28 protein-coding genes are annotated in these 26,328 nt (G+C 68.1%); 10 read left to right on the top strand and 18 right to left on the bottom strand.

The features are described from left to right. Window positions 1–136: 136 nt before the first annotated feature. The 6 genes from Q9246_RS03350 to soxR all read right to left on the bottom strand — a co-directional run bounded on the left by Q9246_RS03350 (window position 137) and on the right by soxR (window position 5,685). Window positions 137–1,894 (bottom strand): tetratricopeptide repeat-containing response regulator, encoded by a 1,758-nt coding sequence (locus Q9246_RS03350; protein ID WP_306395440.1) that lies wholly within the window; start codon window positions 1,892–1,894, stop codon window positions 137–139. Next, on the bottom strand, window positions 1,891–2,592 hold the full coding sequence (locus tag Q9246_RS03345; RefSeq protein WP_306395439.1) for a sensor histidine kinase: 702 nt from the start codon (window positions 2,590–2,592) through the stop codon (window positions 1,891–1,893). The genes Q9246_RS03350 and Q9246_RS03345 overlap by 4 nt, the downstream gene beginning before the upstream one ends. 115 nt (window positions 2,593–2,707) lie before the next feature. Further along, window positions 2,708–4,399 carry an FAD-dependent 5-carboxymethylaminomethyl-2-thiouridine(34) oxidoreductase MnmC1 gene (gene mnmC1, locus Q9246_RS03340; RefSeq protein WP_306395438.1) on the bottom strand — a complete coding sequence of 564 codons (1,692 nt, stop codon included), beginning with the start codon at window positions 4,397–4,399 and terminating at the stop codon, window positions 2,708–2,710. Beyond that, window positions 4,362–4,928 (bottom strand): DNA-3-methyladenine glycosylase I, encoded by a 567-nt coding sequence (locus Q9246_RS03335; protein WP_306395437.1) that lies wholly within the window; start codon window positions 4,926–4,928, stop codon window positions 4,362–4,364. Before Q9246_RS03335 ends, mnmC1 begins: the two co-directional genes overlap by 38 nt. Next, a complete protein-coding gene (locus Q9246_RS03330; protein ID WP_306395436.1) occupies window positions 4,925–5,188 on the bottom strand; it encodes an antitoxin Xre/MbcA/ParS toxin-binding domain-containing protein in 264 nt (87 codons plus the stop codon). Before Q9246_RS03330 ends, Q9246_RS03335 begins: the two co-directional genes overlap by 4 nt. Beyond that, complete coding sequence (gene soxR / locus Q9246_RS03325) at window positions 5,185–5,685, bottom strand: redox-sensitive transcriptional activator SoxR (protein WP_306395435.1); 501 nt, start codon at window positions 5,683–5,685, stop codon at window positions 5,185–5,187. The genes Q9246_RS03330 and soxR overlap by 4 nt, the downstream gene beginning before the upstream one ends. A gap of 169 nt (window positions 5,686–5,854) precedes the next feature. Here soxR and Q9246_RS03320 point away from each other — a divergent pair, with 169 nt between their 5' ends. Together Q9246_RS03320 and Q9246_RS03315 are read left to right on the top strand one after the other, a co-directional pair. Further along, window positions 5,855–7,984 (top strand): sensor histidine kinase, encoded by a 2,130-nt coding sequence (locus Q9246_RS03320; protein WP_306395433.1) that lies wholly within the window; start codon window positions 5,855–5,857, stop codon window positions 7,982–7,984. After that, complete coding sequence (locus Q9246_RS03315; RefSeq protein ID WP_306395432.1) at window positions 7,981–8,580, top strand: response regulator transcription factor; 600 nt, start codon at window positions 7,981–7,983, stop codon at window positions 8,578–8,580. Before Q9246_RS03320 ends, Q9246_RS03315 begins: the two co-directional genes overlap by 4 nt. A gap of 4 nt (window positions 8,581–8,584) precedes the next feature. On the opposite strand, the gene pdxR is transcribed toward Q9246_RS03315, so the two are convergent. After that, window positions 8,585–10,099 carry a MocR-like pyridoxine biosynthesis transcription factor PdxR gene (gene pdxR / locus Q9246_RS03310; protein ID WP_306395429.1) on the bottom strand — a complete coding sequence of 505 codons (1,515 nt, stop codon included), beginning with the start codon at window positions 10,097–10,099 and terminating at the stop codon, window positions 8,585–8,587. A 93-nt stretch (window positions 10,100–10,192) separates the two neighbouring features. Between pdxR and Q9246_RS03305 the strand changes: the two genes are divergently transcribed. After that, window positions 10,193–10,657 carry an OsmC family protein gene (locus Q9246_RS03305; RefSeq protein WP_306395428.1) on the top strand — a complete coding sequence of 155 codons (465 nt, stop codon included), beginning with the start codon at window positions 10,193–10,195 and terminating at the stop codon, window positions 10,655–10,657. Then, entirely contained in the window at window positions 10,658–11,206 is a 549-nt protein-coding gene (locus Q9246_RS03300) for an FMN-binding negative transcriptional regulator (RefSeq protein WP_306395427.1), read from the top strand. Window positions 11,207–11,217: 11 nt separating this feature from the next. Here the strand turns inward: Q9246_RS03300 and Q9246_RS03295 are convergent, their stop codons facing one another. The 3 genes from Q9246_RS03295 to Q9246_RS03285 form a co-directional block, all read right to left on the bottom strand. After that, window positions 11,218–11,862 (bottom strand): DUF4142 domain-containing protein, encoded by a 645-nt coding sequence (locus Q9246_RS03295; protein ID WP_306395426.1) that lies wholly within the window; start codon window positions 11,860–11,862, stop codon window positions 11,218–11,220. 370 nt (window positions 11,863–12,232) lie between these two features. Continuing rightward, the gene (locus Q9246_RS03290; RefSeq protein ID WP_306395424.1) at window positions 12,233–13,885 is read right to left on the bottom strand and encodes an acid phosphatase; all 1,653 of its coding nucleotides are present in this window, start codon (window positions 13,883–13,885) and stop codon (window positions 12,233–12,235) included. 257 nt (window positions 13,886–14,142) lie between these two features. After that, window positions 14,143–14,613 (bottom strand): GyrI-like domain-containing protein, encoded by a 471-nt coding sequence (locus Q9246_RS03285; protein WP_306395422.1) that lies wholly within the window; start codon window positions 14,611–14,613, stop codon window positions 14,143–14,145. A gap of 104 nt (window positions 14,614–14,717) precedes the next feature. Between Q9246_RS03285 and Q9246_RS03280 the strand changes: the two genes are divergently transcribed. Both Q9246_RS03280 and Q9246_RS03275 read left to right on the top strand, forming a co-directional pair. Then, complete coding sequence (locus tag Q9246_RS03280; RefSeq protein WP_306395421.1) at window positions 14,718–15,305, top strand: O-methyltransferase; 588 nt, start codon at window positions 14,718–14,720, stop codon at window positions 15,303–15,305. 109 nt (window positions 15,306–15,414) lie between these two features. Beyond that, window positions 15,415–16,044, top strand: coding sequence for a head GIN domain-containing protein (locus tag Q9246_RS03275; protein WP_306395420.1), 630 nt, complete (start codon window positions 15,415–15,417; stop codon window positions 16,042–16,044). 12 nt (window positions 16,045–16,056) lie between these two features. Here the strand turns inward: Q9246_RS03275 and Q9246_RS03270 are convergent, their stop codons facing one another. From Q9246_RS03270 to Q9246_RS03235, 8 genes are all read right to left on the bottom strand, one after another. Then, complete coding sequence (locus tag Q9246_RS03270; RefSeq protein WP_306395418.1) at window positions 16,057–16,383, bottom strand: DUF4326 domain-containing protein; 327 nt, start codon at window positions 16,381–16,383, stop codon at window positions 16,057–16,059. A gap of 54 nt (window positions 16,384–16,437) precedes the next feature. After that, window positions 16,438–16,752, bottom strand: a complete 315-nt coding sequence (locus tag Q9246_RS03265; protein ID WP_306395417.1) for an ArsR/SmtB family transcription factor — start codon at window positions 16,750–16,752, stop codon at window positions 16,438–16,440. Window positions 16,753–16,856: 104 nt separating this feature from the next. Next, the gene (gene cydX, locus Q9246_RS03260) at window positions 16,857–17,024 is read right to left on the bottom strand and encodes a cytochrome bd-I oxidase subunit CydX (RefSeq protein WP_306395415.1); all 168 of its coding nucleotides are present in this window, start codon (window positions 17,022–17,024) and stop codon (window positions 16,857–16,859) included. Between the two features lie 27 nt (window positions 17,025–17,051). Continuing rightward, on the bottom strand, window positions 17,052–18,209 hold the full coding sequence (gene cydB / locus Q9246_RS03255) for a cytochrome d ubiquinol oxidase subunit II (RefSeq protein ID WP_306395414.1): 1,158 nt from the start codon (window positions 18,207–18,209) through the stop codon (window positions 17,052–17,054). Window positions 18,210–18,212: 3 nt separating this feature from the next. Then, complete coding sequence (locus tag Q9246_RS03250; protein ID WP_306395413.1) at window positions 18,213–19,817, bottom strand: cytochrome ubiquinol oxidase subunit I; 1,605 nt, start codon at window positions 19,815–19,817, stop codon at window positions 18,213–18,215. 18 nt (window positions 19,818–19,835) lie between these two features. Next, complete coding sequence (locus Q9246_RS03245) at window positions 19,836–21,530, bottom strand: amino acid ABC transporter ATP-binding/permease protein (RefSeq protein ID WP_306395410.1); 1,695 nt, start codon at window positions 21,528–21,530, stop codon at window positions 19,836–19,838. Then, window positions 21,527–23,215 (bottom strand): thiol reductant ABC exporter subunit CydD, encoded by a 1,689-nt coding sequence (gene cydD / locus Q9246_RS03240; RefSeq protein WP_306395408.1) that lies wholly within the window; start codon window positions 23,213–23,215, stop codon window positions 21,527–21,529. The genes Q9246_RS03245 and cydD overlap by 4 nt, the downstream gene beginning before the upstream one ends. A gap of 61 nt (window positions 23,216–23,276) precedes the next feature. Then, window positions 23,277–23,657, bottom strand: coding sequence for a DUF2946 family protein (locus Q9246_RS03235; protein WP_306395407.1), 381 nt, complete (start codon window positions 23,655–23,657; stop codon window positions 23,277–23,279). Between the two features lie 265 nt (window positions 23,658–23,922). Here Q9246_RS03235 and Q9246_RS03230 point away from each other — a divergent pair, with 265 nt between their 5' ends. The 4 genes from Q9246_RS03230 (at window position 23,923) to Q9246_RS03215 (ending at window position 26,328) form a co-directional block, all read left to right on the top strand. Continuing rightward, window positions 23,923–24,486, top strand: coding sequence for a GbsR/MarR family transcriptional regulator (locus tag Q9246_RS03230; protein ID WP_306395406.1), 564 nt, complete (start codon window positions 23,923–23,925; stop codon window positions 24,484–24,486). 79 nt (window positions 24,487–24,565) lie between these two features. Beyond that, on the top strand, window positions 24,566–25,138 hold the full coding sequence (locus Q9246_RS03225; protein WP_306395404.1) for a hypothetical protein: 573 nt from the start codon (window positions 24,566–24,568) through the stop codon (window positions 25,136–25,138). A 90-nt stretch (window positions 25,139–25,228) separates the two neighbouring features. Then, entirely contained in the window at window positions 25,229–25,717 is a 489-nt protein-coding gene (locus tag Q9246_RS03220; protein WP_306395402.1) for a DUF1203 domain-containing protein, read from the top strand. A 59-nt stretch (window positions 25,718–25,776) separates the two neighbouring features. Next, entirely contained in the window at window positions 25,777–26,328 is a 552-nt protein-coding gene (locus Q9246_RS03215; protein WP_306395401.1) for a YdeI/OmpD-associated family protein, read from the top strand.

The following is a 26,328-nucleotide window of genomic DNA, read 5'->3' as shown; positions in this document are numbered from 1 at the left end:
AACAGATTTAGGAAAACGATTAACTAGAATGTTTTACGTGTGGTTTTTGGGTAGATGCCCGTGCGGCTCGATGCTTATCTGACTTTTGGAAGAGGTATTTGCGGGATGAGAGAAAACGTTTTTGCTGAGTTTTGTGTCACGACTTGCCGGCAGGCGCAGCGTCCTCCTTCTCCGCCTCGGACAGCGCCGAACTGGCCGGTTCCGGCTTCGGCTGCAGCGCGCCCAGCTGCTCCATCAACTGCGCGAAACGCTGCTGGCCCGGCTGCAGCTTGTCGACATGCTCCAGCACCTCGCGCGCCTCGAGCTCGAGTTCGGGATCGTAGCCGCGCTGCTGCATGTGCGAGATCAGGATCTGCACCGCGTTGAACAGCACCCGGACGTTGTCCGGCAAGCGCTCGCGCGCCTTGCGCATCCATTGGACGGCGTCGGGCAGCTTGCCGGTCTTCCACAACACCACGCCCTGGTTCATCAGGTCCACCGCCTCCTTGCGCGCGGTGCGGATGATCTGCGCGCCTTCGTCCGGCAGGCGCGCGCGGTCGAAGATCTTCTGCACTTCGTCCTGCAGCAGGGTATTGTCGTGGTTGTTGCGGATCACATGGGCCAGCACCTCATTCGGGGTGCCCTTGACGCCGACCGCGAACAGCAGGGTCGCCATCTCGATGCAGATCGCGGTGCCGGGCCGTTTGGGGTCGGCCTGCAGCATCCCCTCGAGCTCGTCGCCGGCACGGCGCGCGTTCAGGTAGTCGCCGCTTTCGTGGTAAACGTGGCCTTCGGTGATCTTCGCGCGCAGCACCATGTGTTCGTGCTCGCTGCCGAATTCGCGCTGGGCCAGCAACAGCAGTTGCAGCGCGTCCTTGGTATTGCCCTTCAGGCCGCACACGCGCGCCAGGCCGAGATAGTCGTCCGGCGCCTTGCGGATCGAATACTCGCCGATCACCAGGCATTTGCGGAAGGCCTTCTCGGCCATCGGCACGTTCCCCAGTCGCAGGGCGGCCTGGCCCAGGTGGCGCTGGCGCGGCACCGAGTTGGGCGACAGCTTGGCGGCGCGCTCGAGCACCGCGGCCGCCTCTTCGTGCTGGCCCATGCCCTGGTAGGCCCTGGCCAGCTGGTCGTAGGCGTCGATGTAGTGGCGGTTCTCGGCGATCACGGTCTGGAACATCTGGCGCGCCTGCTCGAAGTCGCCGTCGGCCATGCGGATCTTGCCCAGGCCCGCGCGCGCCCAGTGGTATTCGCGCTGGGCCAGCACTTTTTCGTACACCTCGCGCGCGCGCGCCGGCTGGCCGCTGCGTTCGAGCATGCGCGCCTTCATGCGCAGCAGCTCGATCTCGTGCACCCGGTTGGCGGCGATCTGCTCGTCGCACAGGCGCGCCGCGCGCAGGTAATCCTTCTCGATGAAGGCCTGGTCGATCAGGCGGAAGATCTGCTTGCGGCGCCACACGCGGTTCAGGCGCGTGAGCAGCACGCCTTCGGTGATCGGCTTGACCAGGTAGGCGTCCGGCTGGTGCTCGGCCGCGCCCATCACCGACTCCACGCTCTTCTCGGCCGACACCATCACGAACACCGAGGACGGCATCAGGAGCTGGCGCATGCGCGCTTCTTCGAGCACCTGCTGGCCGTTCTTGCCCTCGCCCAGGTTGTAGTCGCACAGCACCACGTCGTAGCGCAGCTTGTTGAGCAGGCCCATGGCTTCGCCGCCGCTCGAGGCCTGGTCGATATTGCGCGCGCCAAGGCTGCGCAGGCTCTCGCGCAGCAGCTGGCGGATGCCGACGAAGTCGTCGACGATCAGGTATTGCTTGCTGGCCCAGTCGATCTCTTCCAGCACCTTGGGCTTGGACACGGCCGGCGCGGCCGTTGGCGCTGGCGTCGGCGTCGGCATTGCGGAAGGCGTGTTCATGGCAGGGTCAGGATAAAGCAGCCGCCGCCAAGCGGGCCGCCGTTCTCGAGCCGTACCGCGCCATGGCGCTCGCGGTGGCGGTGCATGCGCGCCACCTCGCCCGAGAAGTACAGCCCCAGGCCGGCGCTATTGGTCACGAAGTTGACGCCGCTGTCGCCGCTGCCGGGCGTGCCGGCCGCCAGCAGCGCGGGTGGAAAGCCCTTGCCATTATCCTCGACCCGGATCTCGAGATCGCCGTCCACCTCGCGCGCCGACAGCCGGATACGGTCGCGCGTGTAGTGCAGCGCATTGTTGATGGCGTGCGAGACCACGCCCACGATCAGGTCTTCGTCGACGTGGGCGATCAGCTCGGGATCGACGTCGAGTTCAAGGGAGACGCCGCGCGATTCGAGCAGCACGCGCTCGATGGCCACCACCTGCTCGACCAGTTGCCCGACCTCGATCGGCTGGACGTCGAACGGATAGGCAGGCTTGCCAACCTGCTTGTACAGCGCCAGCAGCTGCATCAGGTTGTCGTTCAGGCGGCGCGTCTGGTACAGCATCTGCGCCATCTGCGCATACGCTTTCTCGGTCTCGGGCGAGCCGCCGTCGAGCAGGCGCTCCAGCGTGCCGGAAACGACGCTGATCGAGTTCTTCATATCGTGCGCGGTCGACGCCAGGAACAGGAACAGCTCGGGCGAATGTTGTGCGTCTTCCATCCGGACAGGGCCCTTTCGGCCGAAAAAGTTGCTACCAGTAAATTATAACCCGCAGGCATCCGCGAGTTTGGCGGCTACACCGCGTTCCGTGCGCACGTTTGCGGCGACGCAACGGTCAAGGGCCGAAATCGGTGGCGTTCGGTGCCGGATGGCGGCTGTTGCGCCGGGCGCGCAGCACGAAGCGGGCCGGGTCGAGGGCATCGACCAGGGCCATCTCGAGCGGCAGCGGCTCCCCCTCCAGCTGGGCAGCCAGCAATTCGGCCGCCAACGGCGCCCAGATCAGGCCGCGCGAGGCATAGCCCAGCAAGCCGTGCAGGCCCGGATGACGCGTCACGTCGCGGAGGCGCTCGGTGGCGCCCGCGGCGGCGAAATCGGGCAGGCGGCCGACCAGCGGCAGGCGGTCCGGCGCCACGCAGCGGAAACCCACCCTGCCGGCCAGCGGTGCGCCGGCGGCGGCCTGCGGATCGGACACCAGGCCGCGCAGGCGCGCGACGTTTTCTTCCTGGCTGGCGGCGCGCAGGCGCGGGTCGTCGTCCAGGTCATAAGTAGCGCCGGCACAGGTGATGCCGTGGGCGGACGGGGTCAGGTAGGCTTCGCGGCACAGCACCAGCGGCAGTTGCGGCGCGTGTTCTGGCGCCAGGTGCGTCACCTGGCCGCGCAGCGCCTGCAGCGGCAGGTCGGCGCTCTGCGCCATGTGGCGGGCGCCGGCGCCGCTGGCCAGGACCACGGTCGGCGCCTGGCCAAGGATGGCGCCATCGCGGCCACGCGCGATCCACTCGTCGCCCGCGCGTTCCAGCGTCACGTCGCCGGCATCGAAGCGCCGCGCCAAGCGATCGCCGCAGGAAGCCAGCAGCGCCTCGCACACGCTCCCCGGACGCGCCCAGCCGCCTTGCGGAAACAGCCAGCCGCCGTCCGGCGCGGGCAGGCCGAGCAGCGATTCTGCCTCCGGCGCCTCGAGCCAGCGCGCGAAGTCGGACGGCACCCTGCCCAAGCCGGCGATCGCGCGCGAGACGGCCGCATGGCCGGTATCCCGTGACAACTGCAGCACGCCGCACTGCTCACCGTCGAAGGCGCGGCCTATCCCGCCCAGTTGTTCCCACAGGCGCAGCGCATACAGGTAGGCGGCGCGCGTCAGGCGGGTTGGAATATTGTCGTCGCGCGAGAGCAGCGGCATGAAGATGCCGGCCAGGTTGCCCGAGGCTTCCATGGCCACTTGCGGATGGCGTTCGATCAGGGTGACCTGCCAGCCGCGCGCGCACAGCCGGGCCGCGGCGGCGCAGCCGGCCAGGCCAGCGCCCAGCACCAGCGCGCGCCGCTCGGGTTCGGGCGTCGACGGCAGGCGCGGCTTGCGGGTCGAGAAAGTCGCGCCGTTCTCGTCGAAAATGAAGCCCTGGGCCGCCAGCGCCGCGCGCTGTTCGGCGTCGAGGCCATGCGCCTCCAGCCGCGCGCCGAGCGCCGTCAGGCGCGCCAGGGGTCGGACGAAGGCCGTGCCCTGGGCGCCATCCAGATAGATGAAATCGGGATGGGCATTCAACTCGGCCAGCGCGGTATCCAGGGGCGCCGCGACCAGGTCGAGCGTCAATCCTGCATCGGCCTGCGGGATGCGGTGAAAGCCAGGCTGCATGCGGTCGGTGAGCGCCACCACATGCAGGCGCGCGGGCCGCTGCGCATCCAGGCGCCAGGCGTCGACCAGTGCTTCGACATGGCTGCCGTCACTGTCGAAGACGGTGTAGCGCGCGCGGCCGCGCCAGTGGTCCTGCACCAGCATGTCAGCGGCGCCGGCTGCGGCAGTGGCATTCGCGGTCATGGTCGTCCACCATGCCGATGCCCTGCATATAGGCGTAGACGATGGTCGAGCCGACGAACTTGAAGCCGCGTTTGGACAAGTCCTTCGAGATACGGTCGGACAGTTCGGTGCGCGCCAGGCGGGCATGATCCGGCCAGTCGTTGACGATCGGCTGGCCGTCGACGAAGGCCCACAGGTAGGCGTCGAGCGTGAGGCCCTGCTCGCGCATCGCCAGATAGGCCCTGGCGTTGGTGATCGCGGCGGCGACCTTCAGGCGGTTGCGCACGATGCCGGGGTTCTGCAGCAGTTCGGCCTTCTTCTCGTCATCGTAGGCGGCGATTTTTTCCGCATTCCAGCCGTCGAAGGCGGCGCGGTAGCTGTCGCGCTTGTTCAAGATGGTTTCCCACGACAGGCCGGCCTGAGCGCCTTCGAGGTTGAGCATCTCGAACAGCGTGTTCTCGTCGTGGCAGGGCACGCCCCATTCATTGTCGTGATACGCGAGGTAGCGCGGATTGGCCATGTTCGCCCAGGAGCAGCGCTTGAGCGTCATCGCGCCGCTCCGGATTTTTTGCTGCGCAGGCAGGCCAGGACGTCGTCGGTGCGGCCGTCGGCCACCAGCTCGGCCGGCGTGCGGCCGTCCAGCGCCTGCTGCGGCGCCTTCATCCAGGCGTCGGCGGCATCGTCATTCCCCAGCACCTTGCGCGCCTCGTGCATCACGGCGTAATACGCCTGCGCCTTGCGCGAATGGCCGTCGAAGCGGGCCTGCAGCGCGGCGATGGAATCAAGCGAAAGTCGTTCAGGATCGGTCATGGCACGGGTTTCTTGGTCGAGACCGCATCATACCCCGCCCCGACCGGACGATCGAGGAACACCGCGCCGGCGCTGTCCTTGCCGAGCGTGTCGGCGGGGTTGCGCAGCGGGCAGTCGGTGAGGGACAGGCAACCGCAGCCGATGCAGGTATCGAGTTCGTCGCGCAGCCGCTGCAGCCGCGCGATGCGCTCGTCGAGTTCGGCGCGCCAGCCGGCGCCCAGTACCCGCCACTCCTTCGCGCTGATGGTGCGGCCTTCCGGCAGCGCCGCCAGGTTTTCGCGGATCGTCTCGAGCGGGATGCCGGTGCGCTGCGCCACCTTGATGATGGCGATGTGGCGCAGCACCTCGCGCGCATAGCGGCGCTGGTTGCCATCGGTGCGCCAGCCCTTGATCAGGCCTTTCGATTCATAGAAGTGGATGGTGGACACCGCCACGCCGCTGCGGCGCGCCACCTCGCCCACCGTGAGGGCTTTCTTGTCGGGATCGATCGTCGTCATTGCGCTTGACCTCAAGTTAAGTTGAGATTTTAAACTCTTTTTCGTTCCCATCACAACCGAGGCAAAAGTATGAGCAGGCGGATCGACGCCACCTCCGTAAAAATACGGAGACCGGCGCACGAAACCCGCGCAACTGCTATCGTTGGCAATTTTGGCCACGGACGATCCGATGCCATCCTTGTTCAAACGACATCCCTGGCGCGGAGTGCTCGCGGCGGCCACGGCGCTGGCGCTGATCTTCGGCGCGGGCCACTTCGCGGAGCAGCGCGAGCTGCAGGCCAAGATGGACGCGTTGCAGCAGGCGACGGCGGCGCACGTGCTGGGCCTGCGCGGCCTGGTGGAAAAGCACGATTTCCTGCCGCACGCGGCGGCCCGCCATCCTGACGTGCGGGAGCTGTTGGAGGCGCCGCGCGACGCGGGCCTGCAGGCGCGCGTGAACGCCTATTTCGCCGACCTGCAAACGACCACCGGCGCCGCCGCCCTGTTCCTGATCGACCGCGAAGGCCTGACCCTGGCCGCCAGCAACTGGAACCTGCCATCGAGCTTCGTCGGCGAATCCTACCGCCAGCGCCCCTATTTCAAGGACGCGGTGGAGGGACGCCGCGGGCTGTTCTACGGCGTGGGCCTCACCACCGGCCAGCCCGGCCTGTTCATCGCGGAGCCGGTGCGCGCCGCCGGCGGCGTCATGGGCGTCATGGTGGCCAAGATCAGCCTCGAACCGCTGGAACGGAGCTGGCGCCATGGCGCCAACCCTGTGCTCCTGCGGGACAGCCGGGGCGTCGTGTTCCTGAGCGGGGTGCCCGAGTGGGTGTACCACGGCGTCGAACCCGTGTCGGCCGCGGACGCGGCCTGGATTGCCGACCACGGCCAGTACGGACAGCGGCGCCAGTTCGGGGTCCTGCCCTGGACCATCCGGCTGCGCGACGACATGCCCGGCTTCATGCTCGCCACCAGCGCCGGCGGGCGCGCGCAAGAGTATCTCGCGCTCGATACGCCGCTGCCCGGCCTGGGCTGGACCCTGACGGTCACCGAGGGCATGCGCGAGGTGCGCGCGGCGCGGCGCCTGGCGCTGGCCCTGGGCACGCTGGCGACGGCGCTGCTGCTGCTCGGCGTGCTGTACTGGCGGCTGCGCGAGCGGCGCTACGCCGAACAGCGCTCGGCGCAGCGCGACCTCGAGCAGCGTGTCGAAGAGCGCACCCGCGACCTGCAGCAGGCAAACGCCTTCCGCAAGGCGATGGAGGATTCGCTGCTGGTGGGCATGCGCGCGCGCGACCCGGAAGGCAAGATCATCTACGTCAACCCGGCCTTCTGCGCCATGGTCGGCTACGATGCCGGCGAGCTGCTGGGCTGCCGGCCGCCCTATCCCTACTGGCATCCCGACGACCTGGAAAAACAGGCCCGGGAGAGCGACGACGCCCTGCAGGGCCGCGCCGCGCCGCACGGATTCGAATCGCGCATCCGGCACAAGGACGGGCACGACGTGATCACCATGGTGTACACCGCGCCGCTCATCGATGCCGATGGCGTGCACCGCGGGTGGATGAGCTCGATCGTGGACATCACCGCCCAGAAACTGGCCGAGGCGCGCCAGCGCGACCAGGAACTGCGACTGCAGCGCAGCGCGCGCCTGGCCAGCGCCGGCGAGATGGCCTCGACCCTGGCCCATGAACTCAACCAGCCACTGATGGCGCTGTCCAATTTCGCGCTCGCCGCGCGCGCCTTGGCCATGCGCGGCGACCCGGCCATGCTGGCCGGCGCGCTGGACGACATCGTCGAGCAATCCCGGCGCGCCAGCGAGATCGTCAAGCGGGTGCGCGCCATGATCAATCCGCAGCGCGCCGACTATGCCACCCTCGCCGTCGGCGCCGTGATCGGCCATGCCGCGACGCTGCTCAAGCCTGAACTGGAGCGCAATGGGGTCGGCTTGCGGCTCGAAGTGAACGACCCGGACCTTCGGGTGCGCGGCGACCAGGTCCTGCTCGAGCAGGTGCTGGCCAACCTGGTCCACAACGCGGCGCAGGCCGTGCAGGACCAGCCGCGGCGGCGGCGCAACATCGTGCTGGCCGCGCGCCGGGCCACGCAAGGCGTGCACATTGCCGTCAGCGACCAGGGCCCGGGCATCGCGTCCGACCAGCTCGAACAGATCTTCGCCCCGTTCTTCACCACCAAGCCCGACGGCCTGGGCCTCGGGCTCAATATCTGCCGCACCATCGTCGAAGCCCATGGCGGGTCGATGACGGTCGTGAACGAGGCCGACGGCGGCGCCACCTTCTCATTCATCCTGCCCATCGTCCCATGAAAGACATTCCCCTCGCACTGTACGTCGTCGACGACGACGAAGCCCTGCGCCGCTCGATGCTGCTCCTGCTGTCCGCGCCGGATCTCGCGGTGCAGGCCTTCGACTCCGGCGAAGCCTTCCTCGATGCCGTCGACTTGAGCCAGCCGGGCTGCGTGATCCTCGACCTGCGCATGGGCGGCATGAGCGGCCTGGCCGTGTTCGAGCGCCTGCGTGCGGCGCACAGCCCGCTGGTGACCGTCTTCCTGTCGGGTCACGGCGATATTCCGATGGCCCTCGAGGCGGTGCGCAGCGGCGCCTGGGACTGGGTGGCCAAGCCGGACACCCGGCAATTGCTGGACAGGCTGCCGGACGCCATCGCGCAGGCCCGCGCGCGCGGCCAGGCGAGCCGGCTATGGGACGAGCTCACGCCGCGCGAGCGCGAAGTGGCGCGCCTGGTCGGCCTGGGTCAGCCGAACAAGGAGATCGCGCGGATGCTGGTGCCGCCCTGCAGCCCGCGCTCGGTCGAGACGCACCGCGCCAGTGTCTTCCACAAGCTGGGGTGCGCCAACGACAATGAACTGGGACGGTGGCTGGCGGCGTATCCGTGGTTGCGATAAGGGCTTATTTGCGCGGCCACTGCCCCTCGATCACCTGCGCCAGCGCCTCGACCCCGTGCCGGATCGCCTCGGGCTGCACTGCCGAGAATCCCAGGAACAGCCCTGGCGCCACCGCGCATGCCGGCGTGGCCGCCGCATTCGCGTAATACCCGAGTGGCCGCAGCTCGATGCCGGCGTCCATGGCCGCGCGCGCAACGATCGCTTCGTCCGGGATGCGTCCCTTGCCGTCCGGCCTGAAATGCGTGCACAGGTCGAGCCCCACGTCGGCCGGCCCGCAAACGAGGCGCTCTCCCAGCCGCTGTTCCAGCGCCCCCATTAGCGTGGCGCGGCGCTCGGCATAGGCGTCGCGCGTGCGCCGAATGTGGCGCATGAAGTGGCCCTCGGCGATGAAGTCGGCCAGCACCGCCTGCGGCAGCATGGCGTGGTGCCTGTCGACCACCGCCTTGGCGTGCGCCAGCGGCTCGGCCAGCGCCGGCGGCGCCACCACATAGCCCAGGCGCAGCGCCGGGAACAGCACCTTCGACAGCGTCCCGACGTAGACCACGCAACCGGCGCGGTCCAGGCTCTGCATCGAGGCCAGCGGCGGACCGGTGTAGCGGTACTCGCTGTCGTAATCGTCCTCGATCACCCAGGCGCGGTTGGCCGCGGCCCAGCGCAGCAATTCCAGCCGGCGCGCCAGGCTCATGGTCGCTCCCAACGGCAGCTGGTGCGACGGCGTGGCGAACACCAGGCGCGCATCGGGATAGTGGCGCGCGCCATACGCCACGTCCATGCCTTCGTCGGTCACCGGCACGGTGCGAATGCGCGCGCCGGCGACCAGCATCGGCGCGCAGGCGCCCTGGTAGCCGGGTGACTCGACCCAGACCTCGTCGCCCGGCGCCAGCAGCAGCTGCGCCAGCAGGTACAACGCCTGCTGCGAACCCGAGGTGATGACGATTTGCTCCGGCGTGCACACCACGCCGCGCGAGGCGCGCAGGTAGGCGCACAGCAGTTCGCGCAGCGGCGCATAGCCGTTGGAAGGGCCGTAGCCGAGGTAGGGGCCAGAGCGCCGCAAGTGGCGCGCCTCGAGCTTGCGCCACAGCTCGAAGGGAAACAGGTCCAGCCCCGGCATGCTGGGACGGAAGGCGCGCGGCGGGCCGTCGTAGAGGCGGATCCGCCCCATGCTGGTCGCCAGCGCCACGCCGCGTTCGGGCAGCGCGCGCACCAGGCCGGGCGACGACGGCGCCTGGCGCGCCAGCGGCAGGGCTTCGTCGACGAAGGTCCCCTGCCCGACGCCACCGCGCAGGTACCCCTCCGCCGTCAACTGCTCGTAGGCCGCCAGCACCGTCTGCCGTGACACGCCCAGCAGCCGGCACAGCTCGCGGGTGGCCGGCAGGCGCGCGCCGGGCGCCAGCGCGCCATGCAGGATAGCGCCTTTCAGGCGCGCGTACAGCTGGCGGAACAGTGGCGTGGCGCCGTCGCGCGCGAGCGGCGTGGCGGCGATCAGGTCGTGGACGTGCATGGCGGGCGACGAAAACATTGGTACGCCCATCTTCGACGGAATTGGCTATTTCGGCAAGCCAAGCTGCAGCCTAAGATACGGGTCTTCCCCCACTATCCCCGTGAATCCCGCATGAAACAGTTCGACGCCCGCGTCACCTGGCAGCGCGCAGGCCAGGACGTCCTCGACGGACACTACAGCCGCGCCCACACCTGGCATTTCGATGGCGGCCTGGCCGTCCCGGCCTCGTCGTCGCCGCTGTCGGTGCCGCTGCCGATGTCCGACCCGGCCGCCGTCGACCCCGAGGAAGCGCTGGTGGCGGCGGCGTCGAGTTGCCACATGCTGTTCTTCCTGTCACTCGCGGCCCAGCGCGGTTACGTGGTCGAGCGCTACGACGACGCCGCGCGCGGCCTGCTCGGCGCCGACGCCGATGGCCGCATGGCCATGGTGCGCATCGAGCTACGGCCCGCCATCGCGTTCGCCGGCGCGCGCCGGCCGGATCCGCAGGAGCTCGCCGCCATCCACCACCTGGCGCACGCGCGCTGCTATATCGCCAATTCGCTCAAGAGCGAGATCGTCATCCTGGAGACCGCCTAGATGTACTGCCCTGCCCGTTTCAAGCAAGCCGACGCCGAGGCGCTGCATGCGCTGGTCGCCGACCATCCGCTGGCCATGCTGGTCACCCAGCACGACGGCATGCCGGACGCCGACCATTTGCCGTTCGAACTGCTGGCCGATGAGGGTGTGCTGCGCGCCCATGTGGCGCGCGGCAATCCGGTGTGGCGGCGCGCTGGCCAGCAGGTGCTGGCGGTGTTTCGCGGGCCGTCCGGCTATGCGACGCCGGACCGGATCGAGAAAGCGGAGAATGGCGGGCGCGTGGTCCCGACCTGGACGTATCAGGTCGTGCACGTGCACGGCCGCCTGCGCGCCATCGAGGATCCCGACTGGCTGCGCGCGCTGGTCGGGCGCCAGACCGACCGCCACGAAGCGGCGCAGCCCGACCCGTGGTCGGTGGACGACGCCCCGCCCGACTACACCGCCGCGCTGCTCAAGGCGATCGTCGGCATCGAGATCGCGATCGAGCGCATCGAGGGCAAGTGGAAGACCGAGCCGCCGCTGCGCGCGGCGGCGACCCGATCCGGTTGACGCGAAGCGGATTAGTGGCTTGAACCGGTATGGCCGGCGGCGCCCGAGCTGCCGGTGCTGCCCGATTTACCTTTCGCCAACTGCTCGGCGTGCTTCAGGTGTTCTTGCACCACGGGGATCGTCTTGTCGACCTGGCCCTTGACGTCCGCATCCTTGGCGCCTTTCGAGGCTGCCTGCAGCTTGGTCAGGGTTTCCTTGTGCGCGCCGACGCCGCCCTGCTTGACGTAGGCCCGGTCGAAGGCGTCGCCGCTCGCTTTCTCGAGCTGGGCCGCCATCGCCTTGTGCTTGGCGTCGAGCTCGGTCGGCAGGGTCACGCCCTTCGACTGGGCCAGGCTCTGCACTTCGGTCAGCGCCTTGCCATGGTCGTCGACCATCTTGGTGGCGAAGGCCTTGACCTCGGCGTTCTGGGTCTTGCTCTGCGCCAGCTTGCCCATCTCGACTTCGGCCATGTTCGACATGGCCATGTCCATGATCGCCTTGCGGTCGGCGGCGGTGAGCTTGGCGGCGCCGCTGGCGGTGGCGGCCGTCGCGCTGCTGCCCATTTGCTGGCCGGCCTGGCTCGATTCGCCGGTCTGGGCCTGCACGCCGGCGGCGCCGAACATGGCTGCGGCGACCGAGACCGCCATCAGGCGCTTGAGGATGTGATTCTTTTGCATATTGCTCTCCTGTCCGAAATAGAAGGGGCTATGCACCGGCCCGATGCCGGCGCCCTCGCCTGATTGTTTGTATTCGGATTGCCCGTTTCGGCAATGCAAAATCGCACGGCTTATCGACGAAACAATCTCGAGTCCGCCGAGTGTATCGTCGCGTGTTCAAGACCAGCGCGCGTTAGCCAACAAGCAATGTCAGAATTGAAAAAGCCAGCCGGGATGGGCTGGCTTTCGTGCCATGGACGCATCAGTACGCCCAGTAGGGTTGGCGGCTAAGCCGCCGACGCGGTGATTGTTATCCCCTCCGATATCGTGCCGGATGATCTCGCTGCCAACCATCGCCGCGTCGGCAGCGAAGCTGCCAACCCTACCCGTCTCAGCGGAAACTCAACGCCGCCGTCAGGTCGCCCGGCGGCCGCGCGCCGCGCTCCGCGAAGGCGGTGTTGCGGCTGGCCAGGCCCTCGAGCAGCGGCAGGCCGTGCAGGCGCGTGATGAAGCGCAGGACCGAGGTAGTGTCGTAGAAATTATGGTCGACCGCGCCGCGCTTGGCGTGCGGCGATACCACGATCGCCGGAATGCGCGAACCCGGGCCCCAGCGGTCGCCCTGTGGTGGCGCCACGTGGTCCCACCAGCCACCGTTCTCGTCGAAGGTGATCACCACCACCATGTCCTTCCACTGCGGCGATTTTTTCAGGTGCTCGACGATATTGGCCACGTGGGCGTCGCCCGACTCGATGTCGGAATAGCCGGCATGCAGGTTCAGGTTGCCCTGCGGCTTGTAGAAGGCCACCGCCGGCAGCTTGCCCGCGACCGCGTCGGCGATGAACTTGTTCGAGATCGGGCTGTCGCCCAGGCCACCGTCGCGCAGGTGCTCCGCGCGCTCCTTCGTGCCAGGCGCGAACTGCCTGAAATAATTGAACGGCTGGTGGTGGTACTGGAAGTTGGGCTTGTCGCCGGCGCCGCGGCCGTCGAGCGCCGCCTGCATGCCGCCGCCATACCAGGCCCAGCTCACGCCCTTCCGCGACAGCAGGTCGCCGATCGTGTCGTAGGTCTGTGGTGGCAGCGTCGACGCATCGGCCGGATCGGCGTGCAGCGGGTCGCCGTCGAAGGCCGGACGCACCCAGCTCGGCTGGTACGGCGGCGCCATTGTGTTGACCGCATAGGCGTCCGGCGTCATCGCGCCGTTGCGCACGAACTTGGGCTTGCCGTCCAGCGCCGAGGCCGGCGAATCGGGCGCCAGCGCCAGGCGCACGCCCTGCGGGCCGTCTTCCAGCACCGCGATCTTGTTCTTTGCCGCGGTCTCGGCGGCGTTGAAGTATTCGGGCACGCGGCCGCTGACCAGGAACTGGTGGTTCAGGTAAGAGCCGCCGAACGCCGCCATGAAGAAGTTGTCGCACAGGGTGAATTCACGTGCGATCTGATACAAGCCCAGGTTCTTCGACGTCTCGCCGTAATAGCCCATGACCATGCCGCCGGCATCCGACCAGGCGGCGAAGCCGTCGTTCCTGCCGCCGTTGATCTGCATCTGGTTGTGATAGAACTGGTGCACCAGGTCGCGCGTGATGATGCCTTCCGGCAGCGGCTTGCCTTCGGGGTCGGTCAGTTTATATGGCGCGTTCGGCAGGTTGGCCGACTGGGCTTCGGTAGTAAAGTAATCCTTGCCGCCGATGTTCTGGCGGCCCGGCACCACGCCGCCCCAGGTCTTGGGCAGGGTCGGCAGGACTGAGCCGTCGCGGTCGCGCTGCTGCACGCTGGCAGCCGGCACGCTGGCCAGCGGCACGGCCAGGCCTGGGAAGTCGGCGAACAGGTTGTTGAAGCTGCGATTTTCCAGGTAGATCACGACCACGTTCTTGACGCGGGCGCGCAGCTTGGCGTCGAGCGATCCCTTGGCGGCAGGCTTGGGAGCCGCCGTCGCCACGCCAGGGAGCGTCGCAGCGGCGCCGACCGCGGCGGCGGCCTGGAAGATGCGCCTGCGCGCGGGATTGTCGGGCTGGGTGGACGCCTCGGGTCCGTGGTCTTGCTCTTGCACGTGTTTCTCCTCTTGCTGTCGGCCATGGCGGCCGCAAAAGAAGTATTATCCGCCCAATTTACAATTGGAAACAAAGAGCAACAAATAAAGTGTGTTTCGTCAAAGAGTCGTCATATTTTGAGGGCACAATGCAAGTGCTCCTTGGGAAGGGCACTCGGCGGTGCAAACCGCCCTACCGGCGCCGGCGGTCGGGAAACATACCGGCACCAATTCCTCTGATGCAGGCCCATGCGTGGGCCTGCATTTTTTTCGCCCGGTCAGCCGTACAGGGGGATCAGGATGTCGTAGGCGTTGTCAGGCCGCGCAGCATCGTCCTTCGTCGGCGTATAGCGGCGGTCGTAGCGCTCTAGGCGGATGCCGTCCTCGTCTTCTTCCATGCCCAGCTGTTCCATCGTGGCGATGCCGGTCACGGTGCTTGCCTGCGCATGCACCATGGGTCCGCGGTGGGTCATCAGGGCGTAGCGGCGTGAGGGAATGCGAATTGCGATCATGCCGGGCGGAAGATTGTTCAAATCATCCACCTCGACGGCGATGCATTCGAGCTTGACGCCGCCATACTGCGGCATCCGGAGACCATAATGGAAGCCATTGGTCTCGCCCAGTTCGGTCTCGCGGGCCAGGAAGGATTTCCAGATCTCTGGCAACTCCGTTTCCAGCACCGAGGCGGGCCCTGCGACAGGCAGCCCGGCGAGCTTCATTTCAGGTAGTGTAACGGTTGAGATGTGCATGATAGTGGCTTGCTTGTGGACGAAAAGATTATAGCCTTATCTCTTCGACAATATTAGCATCGGCGCAATCGTGCGGATCGATTTCTCGTGTCAAAAGGAGAACAATGTTGCCTACTTCACTCAAAGCCCTGCTGAAGGAACTCGAAACCTTCGGCGTCAGTCATGACGCGTCGCCTGACAACCGCACGCGCCGCCTGCTCAACATCACCCACGATACCGGCGAGTTCCTGGCCGTGCTGGTGCGCGCCATGGGCGCCCGCCGCATCCTCGAGATCGGCACCTCGAACGGCTACTCGACGCTATGGCTGGCCGATGCCGCGCAAGGGATCAATGGCACCGTCACGACGGTCGAACTGGCGGCCGCCAAGGTCGCCATGGCGCGCGAGAATTTCAGCCGCGCCGGCCTGCAAGACCGCATCGTCCAGGTCGAGGGCGAGGCGGCCGACTTTTTGGCGAGCAGCGCCGACGAATCGTTCGACCTGGTCTTCCTGGATTCCGAGCGCGGCGCCTACCTCGGCTGGCTGGCGCAGCTCGAACGCATCCTGCGTCCGGGCGGGCTGGTGGTGGTCGACAACGCCACCTCGCATGCCCAGGAACTGGCGCCCTTCATGCAGGCGCTGCGCTGCGCGAACGGCTGGAGCACCAGCCTGGTCCCGGTCGGCAAGGGCGAATTCCTGGCAACAAAACACTGATTCCGGCCCTGCAGCAGTTCAGGCACGGTTTTATGCAGTCCATCGCACGGGGCGCGCCAGGCAAGGCCGCGCTCCCTAGAATGGCTTCATCAACTAACCGGAGACCACCATGAAACGCGCCCTCATCGCCACCCTTCTCGCCGTCGCATCGTTCTCGACCCAGGCCGCCGACGAGGTGCGCAGCGTGACGCCGTTCAAGACCATCGATGCGCGCGGCCCCGTCAGCCTGGTGGTCGAAGTGGGCAAGGCCCACTCGGTGCGGGTCGAGGGCAACCAGAAATTCATCGACCGCGTCACGACCGAGGTCGTGGGCGGCGAACTGCGCCTGAACTTCGATGACCGGGGCAGCAAGAGCGTCAATATCAAGGATGGCGAGCGGGTCGTCGTCACCATGCCCGCGCTGGCGAGCTTCCGCGGCGAAGGCGCCGGCCAGATGATCCTGAATAATGTGCGCGGCGATACCTTCGACGTCAACTACCGCGGCGCCGGCAGCCTGCAGATGACCGGCCACGTGGGCCACCTGCGCCTGAACGCCGAGGGCGTGGGCGAAGTCGTGGCCAAGGACCTGGTGGCCAAGGACGCCGACGTCACCTTCCGCGGCATCGGCGATGTGTCGGTGCATGCGACGAACCGGCTCAATGCCAGCGTGCAAGGCCTGGGCAACCTCACTTATTATGGCAAGCCGCAATCGGTCAGCCGCTCGGTGACCGGGATCGGCAGTGTGAACGCGGCCAGGTAAGACCGCAGCCGTTCAGCGGTTGACGAGCTCCAGCAGCACCTGCGCATGACAGGGCCCGTCAAGCCGGCACCAGCAGGCCAGGTGATGCCCGCGCAGCATGCTGCGCGCCTCTTGCGCCAGTTGGCGGCCGGCGGGATCGTCGCCCAGCCAGCGGCGGTAGGCGGCCACCGCTTCTTCCACCGTCGGCATCGCGACATAGCGGCCGACGGCCGTGCCCGGCGCCATGTTGGGCAGCACCGAAAATGGATTGCCCCAGCGACCTGGACGCGCCACCGAGATCGTGTTCGGCGGCATGCGCCAGCCCTTCTTGCGGCTCAACTGCACCCTGTGTGGCGTCATTGGCTGTCCTTATGATGTCGATGCACCGGCCCATCCGGCACAAAGTCATCATACCTAAGCCAGCCGCTCCTGCATCGACTGCGCACCAGTGCTGCCGCAAGTCGCGGACAGGAACTCCATCAGGCGCTGCAAGGTCTCGAGCCGCGCGGCATAGATGACGTAGCGGCCCTGCTGGCGTGGCGACACCAGGCCGGCATGGGTGAGTTCCTTCAGGTGGAAAGACAGCGACGAGGCCGGCATTTCGAGTGCGGCGGCGATATTGCTGGCGGACTGGCCCTGGGGGCCAGCCTGCACCAGCAGGCGGAAGGCGGCGAAGCGCGATTCCTGGGCGAGTGCGGCGAGCGCTGCGATGGCGAGATTGGTTTGCATGTGACAGTAGGTGGTTGCGATCCGAAGGCCACGGCGGTCGCGCCGCCGGGCCACGGTTCGAATACTGTCGAATTAGTTTGACAGGGTGATGACAAGGACGCGGCTCAGGCGCGCCTGCGCTCCAGCGCATCCGGCGCCGGCGGCGCCGCAGGATGCTTCTGCTTGGCCGCAGCAGCCGCCGCCGCATCGTCCATCAACTCGTACCACATCGCGTTCAGCACGCCGAACGCCGCTGCCAGCGGCAGTCCCAACAACCAGGCGAAATACCACATGATGGTGTCCTTTCTTTCTTCAATCGATTAATAGGCGTGGCTTTTGCCGCCGCTGATCTCGTCCGCATCCACCTTGCCCCACAAGACCTTGTAGACCCAGCTGGTATACATCACGATCAGCGGCAGGAAGATGCAGGCGCAGACCAGCATCACGAACAGGGTCAGGTGGCTCGACGACGAATCCCACACCGTCAGGCTGGCCTGCGGCTGGATCGACGACGGCAGGATGAAGGGGAACATCGAGGCGCCCACGCTCAGCACGATGCCGGCGACCGACAGGCTCGAAGCCAGCATCGCCATGCCCTCCCTGCGCCTGGCCAGCGCCAGCCATGCCAGCAGCGCGCCGACGATGCCGGCGGCTGGCGCCAGTTGGGTCCAGGGATGCGCCGCGTAGTTGGCGAACCAGGCGCCGGCCACATTCGCCTGCACGGTCTTGAACAGCGGGTTCGACGGACCGCTCGTCACTACCTCGCCCGCGATGCGGTAGCCGTCGACCACATTCCACAGCAGCAGCCCGGCCACCGCGTACAGCACCGCAGTGGCGAGCGCCGCGCGCATGCCCCAACTGCGCGAACGGCTGGCCACCGGGCCGTCGGTCTTGAGCACCAGCCACGCTGCGCCATGCATCACCAGCATCGCCACCGACACCAGGCCGCACAGCAGCGCGAACGGATTGAGCAGGCCGAAGAAACCGCCTTCGTAATAAATCTGCATATCGGGCGCGATACGGAACGGCACGCCCTGCAGCACATTGCCCATGGCGACGCCGAAGATCAGCGCCGGCACGAAGCCGCCGACGAACAGGGCCCAGTCCCAGGCCGCGCGCCACCGCGTGCTGTCACGCTTGCTGCGGTACTTGAAGCCGACCGGACGCAGGATCAGCGCCAGCAGCGCGGCCGCCATGGCGAGATAAAAGCCCGAGAACGAGACCGCGTACAGCTGCGGCCAGGCGGCGAAGATGGCGCCGCCGCCCAGCACCAGCCAGACCTGGTTGCCTTCCCAGACCGGGCCGACGCTGTTGATGACGACCCGCCGTTCCAGGTCGGTCCTGGCGACAAAAGGCAGCAGGGTGCCGGTGCCGAGGTCGAAGCCATCGGTCACGGCGAAGGCGAGCAGCAGGACGCCCAGCAGCACCCACCAGATGACACGCAGGGTGTCGTAATCGAGAAGTGTATGAAGAATCATTGCTTATTCCGTAATGAGAGTCTGCGCATTGGTCATTGGCGCGGTGCGCGATGCCGGCGCGGCGCCGGGGGACAGCTCGAGCTCTTTCTCGGGGCCCTTGCGGATCGCCTTCAGCATCAGCTTCATCTCGACCACGATCAGGATCGAGTACAGCACCACGAAGCCGAGCAAGGTGGTCAACACGGTCTGGATGCCCACGTTCGAGACCGCGACCGCGGTCGGCAGCACGCCTTCGACGGCCCAAGGCTGGCGCCCCAGTTCGGCCACGATCCAGCCGGCTTCGGCGGCGATCCAGGGCAGCGGGATCGACCACACGGCCACCTTCAACAGCCAGGGATAGGCATCCAGCCGGCGCCGCGCCGACAGCCAGAAGAAGACGGCGGTGAGCAAGATGAAATACAGCCCCAAGCCGACCATGATGCGGAACGACCAGAACAGCGGCGCCACCTGCGGCACGGTATCGTTGGCGGCCTGCCGGATCTGCGCGTCGGTGGCCAGGCGGGGATCGTCGACGTAGCGCTTGAGCAGCAGCGCATAGCCCAGCACCTTGCCGTGCTCTTCGAATCTTGCCTGCAGCTCGGCCGGCACCGGGCCCCTGCCGCCCAGCGCACGGATGTGCTCCAGCGCGTCATAGGCCAGGATGCCCTGGCGCACGCGCACTTCGGCCAGCTTCACCAGCTCGTTGATGCCCGGGATCTCGGTCGAGATCGAGCGGGTGCCGATCAGGCCCATCACCCAGGGGATGTGGATCGCGTAGTGGGTTTCGCGCGCTTCCTGGTCGGGGAAGCCCAGCGCGGTGAAGGCGGCCGGCGCCGGTTGCGTGTCCCACATGGCCTCGATCGCGGCCAGCTTCATGTGCTGGTGCTCGGTGGCCAGGTAGCCGCTTTCGTCGCCCAGCACCACCACCGACAGCGAGGCGGCCAGGCCGAACGAGGCGGCCACCGTCATCGAGCGCTTGGCCAGTTCGACATGACGGCCTTTCAGCAGATACCAGGCCGAGATCCCCAGTACGAAGAACGCGGCGATCACGTACCCCGCAGATACCGTGTGCACGAACTTGGCCTGCGCCACCGGATTGGCCAGCACCGCGCCGAAGTCCGACACTTCCATGCGCATGGTCTGCGGATTGAGCGCGGCGCCTACCGGGTTCTGCATCCAGCCGTTGGCGATCAGGATCCACAGCGCCGAGAAATTGGTGCCGATGGCGGTCAGCCAGGTGACCATCAAATGCTGGCGCTTCGATAACCTCTCCCAGCCGAAGAAGAACAGGCCGACGAAGGTCGCTTCGAGGAAGAACGCCATCAGCCCTTCGATGGCCAGCGGTGCGCCGAACACGTCGCCGACGTAGTGGCTGTAGTAGCTCCAGTTCATCCCGAACTGGAACTCCATCACCAGGCCGGTCGAGACGCCAATGGCGAAGTTAATCCCGAACAGCACGCCCCAGAACTTGGTCATCTGGCGCCAGATCGGGCGGCCGGTCATCACGTACACGGTTTCCATGATGGCGATGACCATCGACAGCCCCAGCGTCAGGGGCACGAACAAAAAGTGGTACAGCGCCGTGAGGGCGAACTGTAGTCGGGAGAGCCCGACGACGTCGAGATCCATGGTTGAATCCTTTCTTCTTCAGTGTGAATCGATGGTGGTATTTCGGTCGTGACGAAGCGCGTCGAGCGCCGCGTCGAATCCTCGTGTCCCGCGCCGGTGGTCGGCCAACAGCCGCCCGGCGCGCAGCACCAGCAGGCGGTCGGCCAGACGCGCCTCGCGCGCCAGGTGCGTGGCCAGCAGCACGGTGCGGCCGTCAGCGTGATGCGCCAGTCGCGCCAGCACGTCGGCGGCGGTGGCGGCGTCGAGCGCCTCGGTCGGCTCGTCCAGCAGCCAGAAGTCGGCGCGGCGCAGCAGCAGGCGCGCCAGCGCCAGCCGCCGCGACCGCCCGCCCGACAGGCCCAGGCCACCCTCGCCCAGCGGCGTGTCGAGGCCGCGCGCCAGCATGCGCACGTCGACCTCCAGGCCCGCCGCGCGCAGCGCCTCCCACAACTGCTCGTCGCTCGCGAGCGGGTCGGCCAGGCGCAGGTTGTCGCGCAGGCTGTCCTGGAACAGTTCGGTGCGCTGGGTCAGCCAGGTGGCGGGCAAGGCCCTCACCTGCCCCGCCTGCGGCGCCAGCTCGCCGGCAACGAGTCCCAGCAGGGTCGACTTGCCGGCCCCGCTGCTGCCGACCACGGCGACCCGCTCGCCGCGCGCGATGCGCAGGCTGACCTCGTGCAGCGCGGCGCCTTCGCGGCCGGGGTGCACGACGCTGGCGTCGCACAGCAGCAGCGCCTCGTCCTCGCCCGGCGCGCCGACGCCCACGCTGTCGTCCGCGCCCTGGTGCAGGCGCGGCCCCACGCGGCGCGCGGCCAGCCAGCTGCGGCCGGCCTCGATGGCGCCACGCCGCATCGCGGCAAAGGGTTCGAGCGCGGCCAGCGCGATCAGCAGGGCCAGCGCCGCCGCCGGCGCGGACAGCCCCAGTGCGCTGACCGCCAGCAGGGTCGCCGCGACCGTCACGTGGCCGCCGACCGCATAAGTCCAGCCGGCGCCGGTCTCGAGCCGGTGCAGCGCGTCGTCGGCACCCGCGAGCCTGGCGTCGGTCGCGGCCAGGCGCGCGCACTGGGCCGGCAGGCGGCCGGCCATGGCGAGATCGGTCTGGCCGGCGACCAGGTCGATGGCCTGGGCCCGCAGCCGTTCCAGCACGCGGGCACGGCGCAGGGCCAGCGGCCGCGCAAGACGCGCCACCAGGACCGTCACACCCCAGCCGAAGGCGGTCAGCCACATGAAGATCGCCAGCCCCAGGCGCCAGTCGAGACTGGCCAGCACCACGCCGGCCAGCAGCGCCGCGCCAAGGGCGGCGATGGCCGGCACGGCCAGGCGCAGGTAAATCGATTCGAGCGCGTCGATGTCTCCGGTCAGGCGAAACAGCAGGCGCGCCGGCTGGCGCAGCAGCGCGCGCGCCGCCCGCGGGCCGGCCCAGCCGCGAAACAGCCGCTCGCGCAGCGCGGCCAGCACGCCCAGCGTGGCGTCGTGGGTCACCATGCGCTCGGCGTAGCGGCCGAAGGTGCGGCCCAGGGCCAGCAGGCGGATCGCGGCGCTCGGCACGAAGACGTTGAACATCGCGCCGGCCGCGCCGGCCAGCGCGGTGGCGGTGATGAACCAGCCCGAGGTGCCCAGCAACGCCATCCCGGCCAGCACCACCAGGGTCGAGAGAAAAGCGCCAAGCGCCATGCGGCGTCCGCCGGTCTTGAGGAACAGGGCAAGGACGGGTTTCAGGTCATTGCGGGATGTCATGCCGCGCTCCGTTCAGTACATGGTTCGCCGATGCGCACCACGCGCCCCATGCGCGCGGCCAGCGCCGGGTCGTGGGTGGCGACGATCAGGGTGCGGCCCTGCGCCAGCGTGACCAGCGCATCGATCACGCCGGCGGCGGTGTCGCGGTCGAGGTGGGCCGTGGGTTCGTCGGCCAGCAGCAGGCCGGCCTGCGGCGCGCACACCGCGCGCGCCAGCGCCAGCCGCACCAGCTCCCCGCCCGACAGGCCCAGGCCGCCCTCGCCCAGGCTGGCGCCCGGCGCCGCATGGCCGACATGGCCCAGGCCCGCGCGCTGCATGGCGGCGCCGACCGCCGCGCTGTCGATGCCATCGCGCTCGAGCGACACATTGGCGCGCACCGAGCCCGAAAACACATGCGGCTTCTGGCCGATCCATGCCATGCGGGCGCGCAGGTCCGCCGCACAATGGTCATCGAGCGGCACGCCGCCGATGCGCACGGCGCCGCCGTCGACCGGCGCCAGGCCCGCGATCGCCGACAGCAAGGTGGTCTTGCCGCTGCCGCTGGGGCCGACCAGGGCGACGTGCTCGCCGGCGCGGACGTACAGGTCCTCGCCGTCGAACAGCGGCGCTTCGCCGGGGTGCTGGAACAACAAGCCCTCGACATCGACCGAGGGCGCGACCGGCGCGCGGCCGGCGCGCGGCTTGTCCCGCTGGGTCGTGAGCGCGCCCGGCAGCGCCAGGCCGGCGTGCTGCAAGTCCTCCAGGGCTTCCAGCGCCGCCTCGCCCGCGGCCTTGTCGTGCCACACCGCCGCCAGCTCGCGCAGCGGCTCGAAGAAGGCTGGGGCCAGCAGAAGAATGAACAGGCCCTGCGCCAGACCCAGGCGCGCGCCCCAGCTGCCAGGCCCGATCTCGCCCAGCAAATGAAAACCGACGTAGACCGCGACCAGCGCCACGCCCAGGGCCGAGAACAGTTCCAGCGCGGTCGACGACAGGAAGGCGATGCGCAGCACGCGCATGGTGCTGGCGCGCACGCTTTCCGCGCTGGCGCGCACGCGCCGGGCGGTGGCGTCGACGGCGCCCAGCGCGCGCAGGGTCGACAGGCCGCGCAGGCGGTCGAGCAGGAAGCCGCTCATGCCGCCGACGACTTGCAGCTGCGCCTCGCTGGCGGCCTTGGCGCGCCAGCCGATGACGGCCATGAAGAGCGGGATCAGCGGCGCCGCCACGACCAGGATCAGGGCCGCGGTCCAGGAGTAATACAGGACGACCAACGCGATCAGCGGCGGCACCAGCATCGTGCGCATGCGCGCCGGCTGGTAGCGCACCAGCCAGGGCAGCACGGCTTCGGCCTGCTCGGCCAGCGCGCTGGCGGCGTGGCCGCTGGCCAGGCGCTCGCGGTCGAGCGGCGAGCGCGCCGCCAGGGCTTGTGCGGCCTGCTTGCGCAAGACGGCCAGGTGCAGGCGCGAGGCCGCGAACAGGCGGCGCGCGCCCCAGGCTTCGGCGCTGGCGCGCAGCACGCCCAGCGCCAGGAAGGCGCAGGCCGGCGCCAGCATGTCGGCCAGCCCGGCGCCGGCGGCCAGCCGCTGCACGGCCCAGGCCAGCAGCGCTGCCTGCGGAATCCACAGCAGGGGCGCCGCGCTCATCGCGATGGCGGCGCCACGGGTGGTACGGACGTGCGTGGCCGGGCTGCGGCCTTGACGGCGAAGCATGGTCTTTCTCCAGACGGATTTGAGGGGGGGGGGGCGGCCGCTGGCCGCGCTGTAGCCTGGTTCAGGCCGGCGACGGCGGCGCCCTGCTGCGGTGGGCCGTGCGGATGGCCGCGGCGGGCGGCAAGGAGCGCCCGTCCAGGCGCAGGATGCGTTCGAGCGGAGCGTCGCGCAGCACCAGGCTGCCGGGCGGATGGGCAACCACGGCCAGGTCGTATTGCGATACGCAGGCCTGGCAATGCATGCCGAAGTGGATGGCCTGGTCCTGGCCGGCATCGCCAGCATCGAGCGCCACCAGCCTGGCGCCCGCCGACGTGCAGACTTCGGTCCGGGTCTTGCCCGGATAGGGAGTCAGGTTCGATGCCAGCGAAGGTGCAAGCATGCCCCACAGGAGCGCCAGGACGGCGAGCCAGGAGATGATGGAGCGGTTGCGTTGCGTGGTCATGGTGTTCGGTGCAGCGGTGATGCCGATGCTCTGCTTTCGATTACTGTATTCCTGGCTCGCGCCAAACCTTCTAAATATTCTGAATTTTCAGAAAACAGTGAAATTATGCACCGGAATCTGGAATTTGTCTCGATAGGAGAGCGGGTTTGTCGGGAATTACGCAGGTATGACAGAATCGTTGCACCATGATGGTGAGGCGGTCCGTGTGCGTGTCGTAACGACGTGGGATAATTCCTCTTTCAAAAGTATCGAAAAGTTCTCAACCATGACGCCACTCGTCCAAACATTCGTCAGTCACTTCGGTGAGATGGGCAGCCGCTGGGGCATCAACCGCACCGTGGGGCAGATCTACGCCCTGCTGTTCGTCACCGAGGAACAGTTGCACGCCGACGACATCGGCGAGAAGCTGGGCATCTCGCGCTCCAACGTCAGCATCGGGCTCAAGGAATTGCAGTCCTGGGGACTGGTGCGCCTGTCGCGCATCCCCGGCGACCGGCGCGAATATTTCACCTCGCTCGGCGACGTCTGGGAAATCTTCCGCGTGGTCGCGGCCGAACGGCGCCGGCGCGAAGTCGCGCCGACCCTGTCGGTGCTGCGCGAATCGCTGATGGCCAATGCCAAGACGCCCGAAGACCAGTTCGCCCAGGAGCGCATGCGCGAGATGCACGAGCTGGTCGACCTGGCCAACAACTGGTTCGACGACCTGCAGCGCCTGTCGCCCGAGTCGATGTCGCAGCTGATGAAGATGGGGTCCAAGGTGCAGAAGCTGCTGTCGGCCAAGGACCGCCTGTTCGGCGCGGCGGCGAGCAAGGAAGCGAAAGAGGATTGAACGTACTGACGTTCTAGCCGTGCTCGCCGCATTCCGCCGCCGGGCTAGACTGGCGTTTTGATTGCCGGTCCATCCTTCCATGAACATCGTCTGTATCGCCTGGGGTTCGCTGCTGTGGAAACCCCAGGGTCTCAAGCTGGCTTCCAGCTGGCATCCCGGCGGCCCACCGCTGCCCCTCGAGTTCGCGCGCCAGAGCGACGACAGCCCCGAGCTGGCGCTGGTGCTGTGCGAAACCGCGCGCCCGGCGCCGACCTACTATGCCTACCTCGCTACCGGCGACCTCGATGAAGCGCGCGCCATGGTGCGCGAGCGCGAGAAGATCACCTTGGCGCGGCCCGAATGGATCGGCAGCATCCCGGCGCTGGACGGCGCGCAGGGGGATCCCCGCATTGTGGCGTGGCTGCGTGCAAAGCGCATCGACGCCGCGGTCTGGACCGCCGTGCCGCCAAAGTTCGACGGCCAGAACGGCCGTGTGCCGACGGCGGACGAGGTGCTTGCCTGGCTGGACAGCCGCAGCGGCGAACAGCGCGCAGCGGCCGAAGACTATATCCGCCGTACGCCGGCCCATATCGACACCCTTTATCGGCGCGCCATCGAGGCGCAGCTGGGATGGCGGCCGCGGCGCGACGCGCACGTCACGCAGCGGCACTGAAGGCGTCGCAATTCGATGGCAAGAAGCGGAGCGCGCCCGATCGGGGATTGGGCGAAGATCGCGGCATCCCCACTTTGCATCGGCGCCGCCATGACCATGCTTTCGCCCCCTTCTTCCTCGATCCGGATCGTCCCGCTTCCGGACGCTTTCCTCGCACGCATCCGGGCGGGCATTGACGACCAGGACCAGCCGGTGGAACGCCATATCGCACGCGGCAGCGAGCCGCTGCGCGACTGCCTGCGACCCGCCCTGCCCGGCGAAGCCATCCTGCTGGCCAGCTACTGCCCGTTCACGGTCGCGGGGCCATACAAGGAATATGGCCCGGTCTTCGTCGCGGCCGCTGCACAGCCGGCGCCGCGCCTGGATGCCCTGCCCGTCGATGGCGAACGGCCCTACCTGGGCGCCACGTTCGTGCTGCGCGCCTACTCGGCGGATGAACGGATCGTGGACGCCAGGCTGAGTTCTCCGCAAGCCGCGGCGGACGACCTGGGAGCCTTGCTGGGCCGCGAAGAGGTGGCCTTCGTGCTGGCGCGCTATGCGGCCTACGGCTGCTACGCGCTGCGCATCGAGCGCGGTTGACAGCGGCTTCCTCTTCTTCCTACACTGCAGCGACCGACGATGCCCACACGGGAGCCTGCATGACACCAGCCGCCACCGAATCCCGCTTCGATGCGATCTTGCGCCGCCCTGCCGCCCCGACGGGCGATGACGGCTGGTCCTTCGTGGTCTTGCCGAAAACGGTCAGCGACGCATTTCCCCGGCGCGGCAGGACGAGCATGCAAGGCACCATCAATGGCCACGCCTTCCAGGCCACGCTGGAGCCCGACGGCCAGTTGAGCCACTGGTTCAAGGTGCCGGCGGCGCTGATGAAGGCCGCGGGCGTGGCGGCCGGCGACTCGGTCACGCTCGAGGTCTCGCCGGCGCCGGACGAGCTGGAACCGGCCGTGCCGCCCGAGCTCGAGGAAATGCTCGACGCATCGCCGCCGGCCAGGGCGAGCTGGGACGCCACCACCACTATCGCCCGCATCGACTGGGTCCACTGGATCGAATCCGCCAAGCAGGACAAGACCCGACTGAAGCGCGTTGCCGATGCGGGCGATATGCTTGCTTCGGGCAAGAAGCGGGTCTGCTGCTTCGACCCGTCGGGGTATTACAGCAAGAGCCTCAATCCGCCGCAAGAGGCGAAATAA

This window comes from Telluria beijingensis (assembly GCF_030770395.1).
In the GTDB taxonomy this organism is placed as follows: domain Bacteria; phylum Pseudomonadota; class Gammaproteobacteria; order Burkholderiales; family Burkholderiaceae_D; genus Telluria; species Telluria beijingensis.
The sequence above is the reverse complement of the archived record's forward strand: the minus strand, read 5'-3'. Positions and strand labels throughout refer to the sequence as shown.